General features: G+C 75.1%; 9 protein-coding genes and 1 tRNA gene. 4 read left to right on the plus strand and 6 right to left on the minus strand.

Going from position 1 to position 6,760, the window contains the following annotated elements:
- Window positions 1–121: 121 nt before the first annotated feature.
- From DLJ49_RS20380 to DLJ49_RS20395, 4 genes are all read right to left on the minus strand, one after another.
- Complete coding sequence (locus DLJ49_RS20380) at window positions 122–724, minus strand: periplasmic heavy metal sensor (protein WP_158547530.1); 603 nt, start codon at window positions 722–724, stop codon at window positions 122–124.
- The gene (locus DLJ49_RS21950) at window positions 717–1,181 is read right to left on the minus strand and encodes a dihydroorotate dehydrogenase (protein WP_158547531.1); all 465 of its coding nucleotides are present in this window, start codon (window positions 1,179–1,181) and stop codon (window positions 717–719) included. Before DLJ49_RS21950 ends, DLJ49_RS20380 begins: the two co-directional genes overlap by 8 nt.
- Complete coding sequence (locus DLJ49_RS20390) at window positions 1,174–1,779, minus strand: RNA polymerase sigma factor (protein WP_115395358.1); 606 nt, start codon at window positions 1,777–1,779, stop codon at window positions 1,174–1,176. The genes DLJ49_RS21950 and DLJ49_RS20390 overlap by 8 nt, the downstream gene beginning before the upstream one ends.
- A gap of 138 nt (window positions 1,780–1,917) precedes the next feature.
- Window positions 1,918–2,451: an EF-hand domain-containing protein gene (locus tag DLJ49_RS20395; RefSeq protein ID WP_115395353.1), complete on the minus strand. Its 534-nt coding sequence runs from the start codon at window positions 2,449–2,451 to the stop codon at window positions 1,918–1,920.
- A gap of 301 nt (window positions 2,452–2,752) precedes the next feature.
- On the opposite strand from DLJ49_RS20395, the gene DLJ49_RS20400 reads away from it, so the two are divergent.
- Window positions 2,753–3,118, plus strand: a complete 366-nt coding sequence (locus tag DLJ49_RS20400) for a DUF983 domain-containing protein (RefSeq protein ID WP_233489350.1) — start codon at window positions 2,753–2,755, stop codon at window positions 3,116–3,118.
- Entirely contained in the window at window positions 3,111–3,842 is a 732-nt protein-coding gene (locus tag DLJ49_RS20405) for an NUDIX hydrolase (RefSeq protein ID WP_115395355.1), read from the plus strand. The genes DLJ49_RS20400 and DLJ49_RS20405 overlap by 8 nt, the downstream gene beginning before the upstream one ends.
- Before the next feature lie 4 nt (window positions 3,843–3,846).
- Here the strand turns inward: DLJ49_RS20405 and DLJ49_RS20410 are convergent, their stop codons facing one another.
- On the minus strand, window positions 3,847–4,752 hold the full coding sequence (locus tag DLJ49_RS20410) for an EamA family transporter (protein ID WP_115395356.1): 906 nt from the start codon (window positions 4,750–4,752) through the stop codon (window positions 3,847–3,849).
- Window positions 4,753–4,891: 139 nt separating this feature from the next.
- A complete protein-coding gene (locus tag DLJ49_RS20415) occupies window positions 4,892–5,680 on the minus strand; it encodes a rhomboid family intramembrane serine protease (RefSeq protein WP_115395357.1) in 789 nt (262 codons plus the stop codon).
- 87 nt (window positions 5,681–5,767) lie between these two features.
- On the opposite strand from DLJ49_RS20415, the gene DLJ49_RS20420 reads away from it, so the two are divergent.
- Window positions 5,768–6,400 (plus strand): tetratricopeptide repeat protein, encoded by a 633-nt coding sequence (locus DLJ49_RS20420; RefSeq protein ID WP_233489347.1) that lies wholly within the window; start codon window positions 5,768–5,770, stop codon window positions 6,398–6,400.
- Window positions 6,401–6,513: 113 nt separating this feature from the next.
- Window positions 6,514–6,599, plus strand: a tRNA-Leu gene (locus DLJ49_RS20425).
- Window positions 6,600–6,760 lie beyond the last annotated feature (161 nt).

Consider the following 6,760-nt stretch of genomic DNA (forward strand, 5'->3'; position numbering starts at 1 on the left):
GCGGCTGGATCAGTCCCCACTCGAAATCGGTCAGATCAAAGCGTGCCATCATTGCCTCCATCGCTGGTGGCAGTGAATCAGCAAGCAAGAAACGCGTGAACCCCCTTTATGGGTACGCATCCTAGCGCGGCATTCCCCCGTCCCGCCCTTCGCCGTCCCGCACTTCGCCGTTGCGCCCCCCTTCCACCCGCGCGTCGGCCGGAGAGGGGCGGCGCAGACCGGCGTCGAGCCGGTCGGCAAAGGCGGCACGCGCCTCGGGCGACATCTCTTCGAGCCGGTCGAGCAGCGCCGCCTGACCCAGCGACCGGCGCATCTCGGCCCGCGCCACCTGCCCGGCGAGCAGGCGCTCGAGCGCGGCACGGTCGAAAGGCTCGGCCCGAAGCGCGGCGAGCACCGCCGCGAAGCTCGCCCGCGCCTCGGACCGGAGCGCGCGTCTCCCCCCCTGCGCCCGCAGCGCCGACCGGACGTCGCGCGCGATGGCGCGTCTGTCGGCGGGCGAGAGCGCGCCGACATAGGGGGCGAGGCCGAGATCGCGCGCCATGTCGGCGGCCACGGGCCGGACATGCGTGTCGCGGCCGAGCACCGCGCCGGCGACGAAGCCGGCGACCAGCAGGTTGAGCCCGAGCGACACGAAGAGCGCCACCTTGAGCCACACGCGCGAGCCGCGCGGCCCGGCCACGGGGCCGGCGGGCCCCGGCCGGTCGGGAGGCGGCGCCTCAGACATCCCACAGCCCCCCGTCGAGCCCCCCGTCAAGCGGGGCGAGCAACTCGGATGTGGCGAGGGCATCGCCGTCGGCAAAGACCGTCGCCGCGACGCCCCCGGTCAGCCCCTCGAGGGCGGGCGGCGGCGCGTATCCCAGCCACAGCCCGGCGAGACCGCACGCCGCGATCCCGCCTGCCGCGCCCCAGCCGAGCCCGCCGCCCCGATCCGCCGGGCGGAAAAGGCTGCCGAGCCAGGCAGTGATGCCGCCTGCGGGGGCCGAAGCGCCCGCCACGGCCGCGGCGGCCGGGGGGCGCTCGGCCCCGGCCTCGGCCAGCAGACGGGCCATCAGCCCCGCGGGCAGCGGCGCGGCCGGGTCGCCCTGGGCCCGCGCGGCCGCGAAGGCGCTCTCGAGCGCGTCGCCCGCCTCGGTCTCTGGCCCCCGGCCGGCGGGCACGGACGTGGCCCTTTCGTCAGTCATCTCCATCCTCCAGCGTCAGCGCGCCCCGCCGCTCGCCGAGCCGCGCGGCCAGCGCGCGGCGGCCCCGCGCGGTCAGGCTCTCCACCGCCTCGACGCTCAGCGCCATGACAGCGGCGATCTCGGGGTTCGACAACCCCTCCAGATGCCTCAACGCCACGGCCTGCGCCTGCCGCTCGGGCAACTCGGCGAGCGCGGTGCGCAGCGCCGCCGCCCGTTCGGCCGCGCGGAGGCCGGCTTCGACGCCCGGGCGCCCGTCGGCGGGCTCGGCGCCCTCGCCGAAGGCCGTGTCGAGCGGCACGCCGCGGCGGCGGCGCAGCCGGTCGGTGGCGAGGTTCAGCGCCACGCGGGTCAGCCAGGTCGACACCTTCGCCTCGCCATCCCGCCAGCGCGGCGCCTGCCGCCAGAGCCGCAGCATCGCCTCCTGCGTCACGTCCTCTGCCTCGGCCCTGTCGCCCAGCATCCGCGTGGCGAGCGCCAGCACCCGCGGCCCCAGCCGCTCGAGCAGCGCCCGCGCGGCGTGGGCCTCGCCGGCAGCATAGGCCGCGAGCAGGTCGGCATCGCGGTCGGAGGCGCTGCGGCCATCAGCCCCCTGCCCCATCTCGCCGGTCGTCTGGTGCGGCTCCATGCCGTCTCCGGGCGCTTGCTCGAGCCATTCTCTCCCTCCTCGGCTACTCGGGCCGGGGCCGGGGGGCAACGCGCCGGCGCGCCCCCCGCGCCCCGTCCGGAGCGGCGTCGCTCACTCGCGCCAGGGGCCGCGGCCGTGCTCCATCCAGCCGAAACCGTCGCCGCCATGCCGGCCCATGCCGCCCATGCGGCCGCGCCCCTCGTGCATCTCGGCGAACTCATCGGCGCCGATCGCGCCGTCATTGTCGGCATCGAGCCGGCCGAACATGCTGTCGCCCCGCGCATCGCGGCGGGCATCGGCCCCGGCCATCAGCTCGTCGCGCGAGATCGCCTCGTCACCATCGGCGTCGAAACGTTCGAGCATCCGTGCGGCGAAGCGCGCGGCGGGCGCCTCCCGCATCTCCTGCAGGGTCACCGCGCCATCGCCGTCGGCATCCATCGCGGCGAAACGCTCGGCCAGGGCCGCGTCGCGGCGCGCCGCCATCTCCGCCTCGGTGATCCGGCCGTCGCCGTCGGTGTCGAGCGTGGCAAAGTCGGGCCGGTCGCCGCGCGGCCCCATTCCCTGAGCCTCGGCCGGCAGGGCGAGGGGCATCGTGGCGCCGAGGCCGAGGGCGATCGCGGTGGCGAGCAGGGCAGGTCTGGTCATCTTCGTCTCCTGGTCGGGTCAATGTGTTCGGTTTCGCGCCGCAAGCGCGATGCCTCTTTCACGCCGCAGCCCGCCCGTTCCGTCGCTGCGCGCGAGGATTCCTCGCGACGGCGCGGCACTCGGACGCAAACGCGAGGGCAAGGCTCGCCCCCGTCGGCCCCCTCGCCTACATGCAGGGTCACGAAGGAGCGCACCCATGCCAAGAGACGACCGGCCGCGCCACGGCCCAGCGACCGCGCCGGACAGCCATGCCGAGGCCAAGGCCGAGCACCCGGAACACGAGCGCCCGCTCGGCCAGGCGATGCGGCGCGGCTGGCGGCGGCGCTGCCCGTCCTGCGGGGCCGGCCCGGCCTTTTCGGGCTATCTCAAGGTGCGGCCCGCCTGCCCTGCTTGCGGCGAGGATCTGCACCACCAGCGGGCCGACGACGGGCCGGCCTACCTGACGATCCTGCTGGTGGGGCACCTGATGGCGCCGGTCCTGCACGTCTCGTTCGTGGCGTTCGAGCCAGACCCGCTGATCCTCGCCACGATCCTGTGCCTCGCCTTCGGCGGCCTGTCGCTGTGGCTGCTGCCGCGGATCAAGGGCGCCTTCGTCGCGCTGCAATGGGCCAAGCGGATGCACGGCTTCGGCGAGGGCCGCCCGGCCGGGGCCGGCGTCGATGGCTGAAGCGGCGCCGCCCCCGGCCGCGGGCCGCGCCGGGGCGCCCCCCGACAAGGGCGCCATCCGCGATGCCGCCACGGTGATCCTGTGGCGCACCGGCGCCGAGGGGCCCGAGGTGCTGATGGGCACCCGCGGCGCCGCGGCCGCCTTCATGCCGAACAAGGTCGTCTTTCCCGGCGGCGCGGTCGACCCGGCCGACGCCCATGTGCCGCTCGCCGGCCTGCCGGGTGCGGCGTGCCTGCGCCGGCTCGCCGACGCCCCGCGGGCGGGCGTCGCGCTCCACCCCGAGGCGCTGCTCGCCGCCGCGATCCGCGAGGTCTGGGAAGAGACCGGGCTGCTGCTCGGCAGCCCCGGCGCGTGGGAGCCGCCCCACCCCGACTGGCACGCCTTCGCCGTGACCGGCCACCGGCCCGACGCCGCCGCCTTCCGCTTCGTCTTCCGCGCGGTGACGCCGCCGGGCCGGCCGCGCCGCTTCGACGCGCGGTTCTTTCTCGTGCCGGCGGCGGCGGTCGTGGGCGATGCCGACGACTTCTCGCGCGCCGCCGAGGAACTGAGCCACCTGCACTGGATCCCGCTGGCCCGCGTGCGCGCCCACGACCTGCCCTTCATCACCGAGGTGGTGCTCGGCGAGATCGCGCCCCTGCTCGCCGCGGGCGGCGCCGCACAGGCCGGCGGCGTGCCGCTGGTGACAAACGACGACCCGGTCTCGTCGGTCGTCCGCCTGCGCTGAGGCGTCAGACCACGGCGACGAGCGCCACGAGCGAGGCGACGAGCAGCGCCATGCCCCCCAGTTCCCGCGCCGAGGGCCGCTCGCCGAACCAGACGCGCCCGAGGATCAGCCCGAAGAGCAACTCCACCTGCCCCAGCGCGAAGACGTAGGCCGCGTTGGCCTGCGCGAAGGCCGCGAACCACCCCAGCGAGCCGGCGAGCGAGGTCAGCCCCACCGCCAGCCCGGGGCGCCACGCGGCCAGCACCGCCCGCGCCTGCGCCCGGTCGCGCCAGAGAAACCACGCCGCCATCAGCGCCGTCTGCGCCGCCGTGACGATGGCCAGCGCCACCGCCGCCTGCAGCGCCACGGGGCCGTCGATCTCGAGCACCGCGCCGCGATAGCCGACGCCCGCCCCAGCGAAGAAGGCGCCAGAGGCCAGCCCGAGCGCGGTGGCGCGCGCCGCCTGCCCCCGCGCGGCGCCGGCGGGTGGGGCCGAGAGGATCGCGAGCCCGCCGAAGCCCGCGGCGAGGGCGGCCAGCGCCGGCCCGCTCACCGCGTCGCCGAGGATGAGCCAGCCGAGAGCGGCGGTCTGAAGCACCTCCGATTTCTTGAAGGTCAGGCCCACGGCGAAGGCGCGGAAGCGGAACAGGGCGACGACGCAGACCGTCGCGAGGATCTGTGCCACGCCGCCCGCCAGCGCGAAGGTCCAGAACCGCGCAGAAAGGGCGGGCAGCGCCGTGCCCGTCGCCGCGAACCAGAGCGCGAGAGCGAGGCCGAGCGGCGGCGCCAACCACAGGAAGCGCGCCCAGGTGGCACCGGTGGCCGACAGGCCGGCGCCCCCCGGCGCGGGCGCGGTCAACCGCTTCTGCAGCGCGAAGCGGATCGACTGGAAGAAGGCGGCGGCGAGGGTGGCGGCGATCCACGGCTCCATGCCCCGCCTGTCGCATGGCCCGGCCCGGTGAGGAAGGGCGCCCGGCGCAGGCCCGCCGCCGCCCGGCGTCGAAGGGCGTGCGGGCTTGGCGCCGGGTGCGCGTGGCGAGGGGGTGCGGGCGTAGCGCGAGCGAGGGCGCTCAGCCCCAGGGGCCGCGCCGCCCGCCGCCTGCATCGCCGCCCCTCACGCCCGAGTGGCGGCGGCGCCCGGCAGACGGGATGACCGTGCGCGTGTAGGATGCCTCCGGGTGCGGCGGGTGGCCATGGGTCTGCCGCCAGTAGGCCGGCCCGCCCCGCCGCAGGAAGACCGGCAACACCAGCGCGATGCCGGCGAGAAAGCCCCCCGCATGCGCCCAGTAGGCCACCCCTCCCGCGCCCTCCGGCGTCGCCGCACCCGAGACGATCTGCGTTCCGAACCAGAAGGCCAGGACGATCCACGCCGGTATGGGCACGATCCTGAAGAAGAGAAGGATGACGAACAGAATGTCGACCCGCGCCCTGGGGAAGAACAGCAGGTAGGCCCCCATCACGCCCGCGATCGCCCCGGAGGCCCCGACCAGCGGCACCGGCGAGGCCGGCTCGGCCGCGACATGGGCATAGCTCGCCGCGACGCCGGCGACCGTGTAGAAGGCGGCGAAGCCGACATGGCCGAGCTCGTCCTCCATGTTGTCGCCGTAGATCCAGAGAAACAGCATGTTCCCCGCGAGGTGGAGCCAGCCCCCGTGCAGGAACATCGACGTGATCGCCGAGAGGATCGTCGCATCGGCCGGGATCAGGCCGAAGGTGACATAGACCAGACCGACCGTCCGCTCGTCCTGCCCCAGCCCCTGGTAGGACAGGAAGATCAGGATGTTGGCCGCGATCAACAGCCAAGTGACCCAGGGTGTCCGCCCCGAGGGGTTGTGATCGCGGATCGGGAAGAAGAACATGGCGCGCAAGCTACGGCACGGGCCGGCGCGGTCAATAGCGGGCCGCGGCGGCTTGACGCGGCTTCGTGCCGCCGCACCTTGAGCGCCATGATACGCCGCGCCCCTCCCGCGCCGCGCCCCGCGCTTCGGGGCGCGGCAGCACCGCTCCTGCATCGCGCAATCGCGCTCGCGCTCACCCTGTGCTCTGCAACGGTCGCGGCCAGCCAGCCGGCCGGGGCGGAGTGCCCGCCCGCCACCCCCGACGCGGCGGAGGAGTCGCGCCTGATCGACGCGCTGCGCGCCGCGCCCGACGCGGCCGCCGCCCGCAAGTTCAACGCCGCGCTCTGGGCGCTCTGGACGGATGCCCCCGACGCAAGGGCCCAGGCGCTCCTCGACCGCGGCATGGCCCGCCTGCGCCTCGGCGACCTCGCCACGGCCCTGAGGGCCCTGGACGAGCTGGTCGCCTATTGTCCCGACTACGCCGAGGGCTACAACCAGCGCGCCTTCGCCCGCTATCTCGCGGGCGACTACGCCGCGGCGCTGAGCGATCTCGACGCCGCGCTCGCACGCAGCCCCCGGCATGTCGGCGCGCTGTCTGGCAAGGCGCTGTCGCTGATGGGGCTGGGTCAGGACCGCAAGGCCCTCGCCGCGCTGGAGGCGGCGCTCGCCCTCAACCCCCACCTGTCCGAGCGCGCCCTCCTGCCGGTGCTGAAGGAACGGCTCGGCGCGGAAGACCTCTGAAGCCACCCTGCAGGGCCGCGCACCTGCCAATGCGCCGCCAGGGCGGGGGCCCAAGCCCACCGACCCACTGGCAGACAGCGCCCCGCCGTGCCATGCCTTGCGGCATGCACGTCGCGGGCGTGGCGGAACGGTAGACGCATGGCACTTAAAATGCCTGGGGCGACAGCCCGTGTGGGTTCGACTCCCACCGCCCGCACCATTAAGGATCGGGCGGTGTCAGCAAACCGTGTTGATTCGCCCTTTGTTCTTGTCCGTCAGTAGAGTAGGATCGGCGGCTTCTGAGCCTGCCGGAGACCTGCCATGCCCCGCTTCGATTCGACCGAGTTCGGCCGCCTGCTTGCCCGTCCGACACCGCAGGAA

It is taken from the genome of Rhodovulum sp. 12E13 (assembly GCF_003340565.1).
In the GTDB taxonomy this organism is placed as follows: Bacteria; Pseudomonadota; Alphaproteobacteria; order Rhodobacterales; family Rhodobacteraceae; genus HLUCCA09.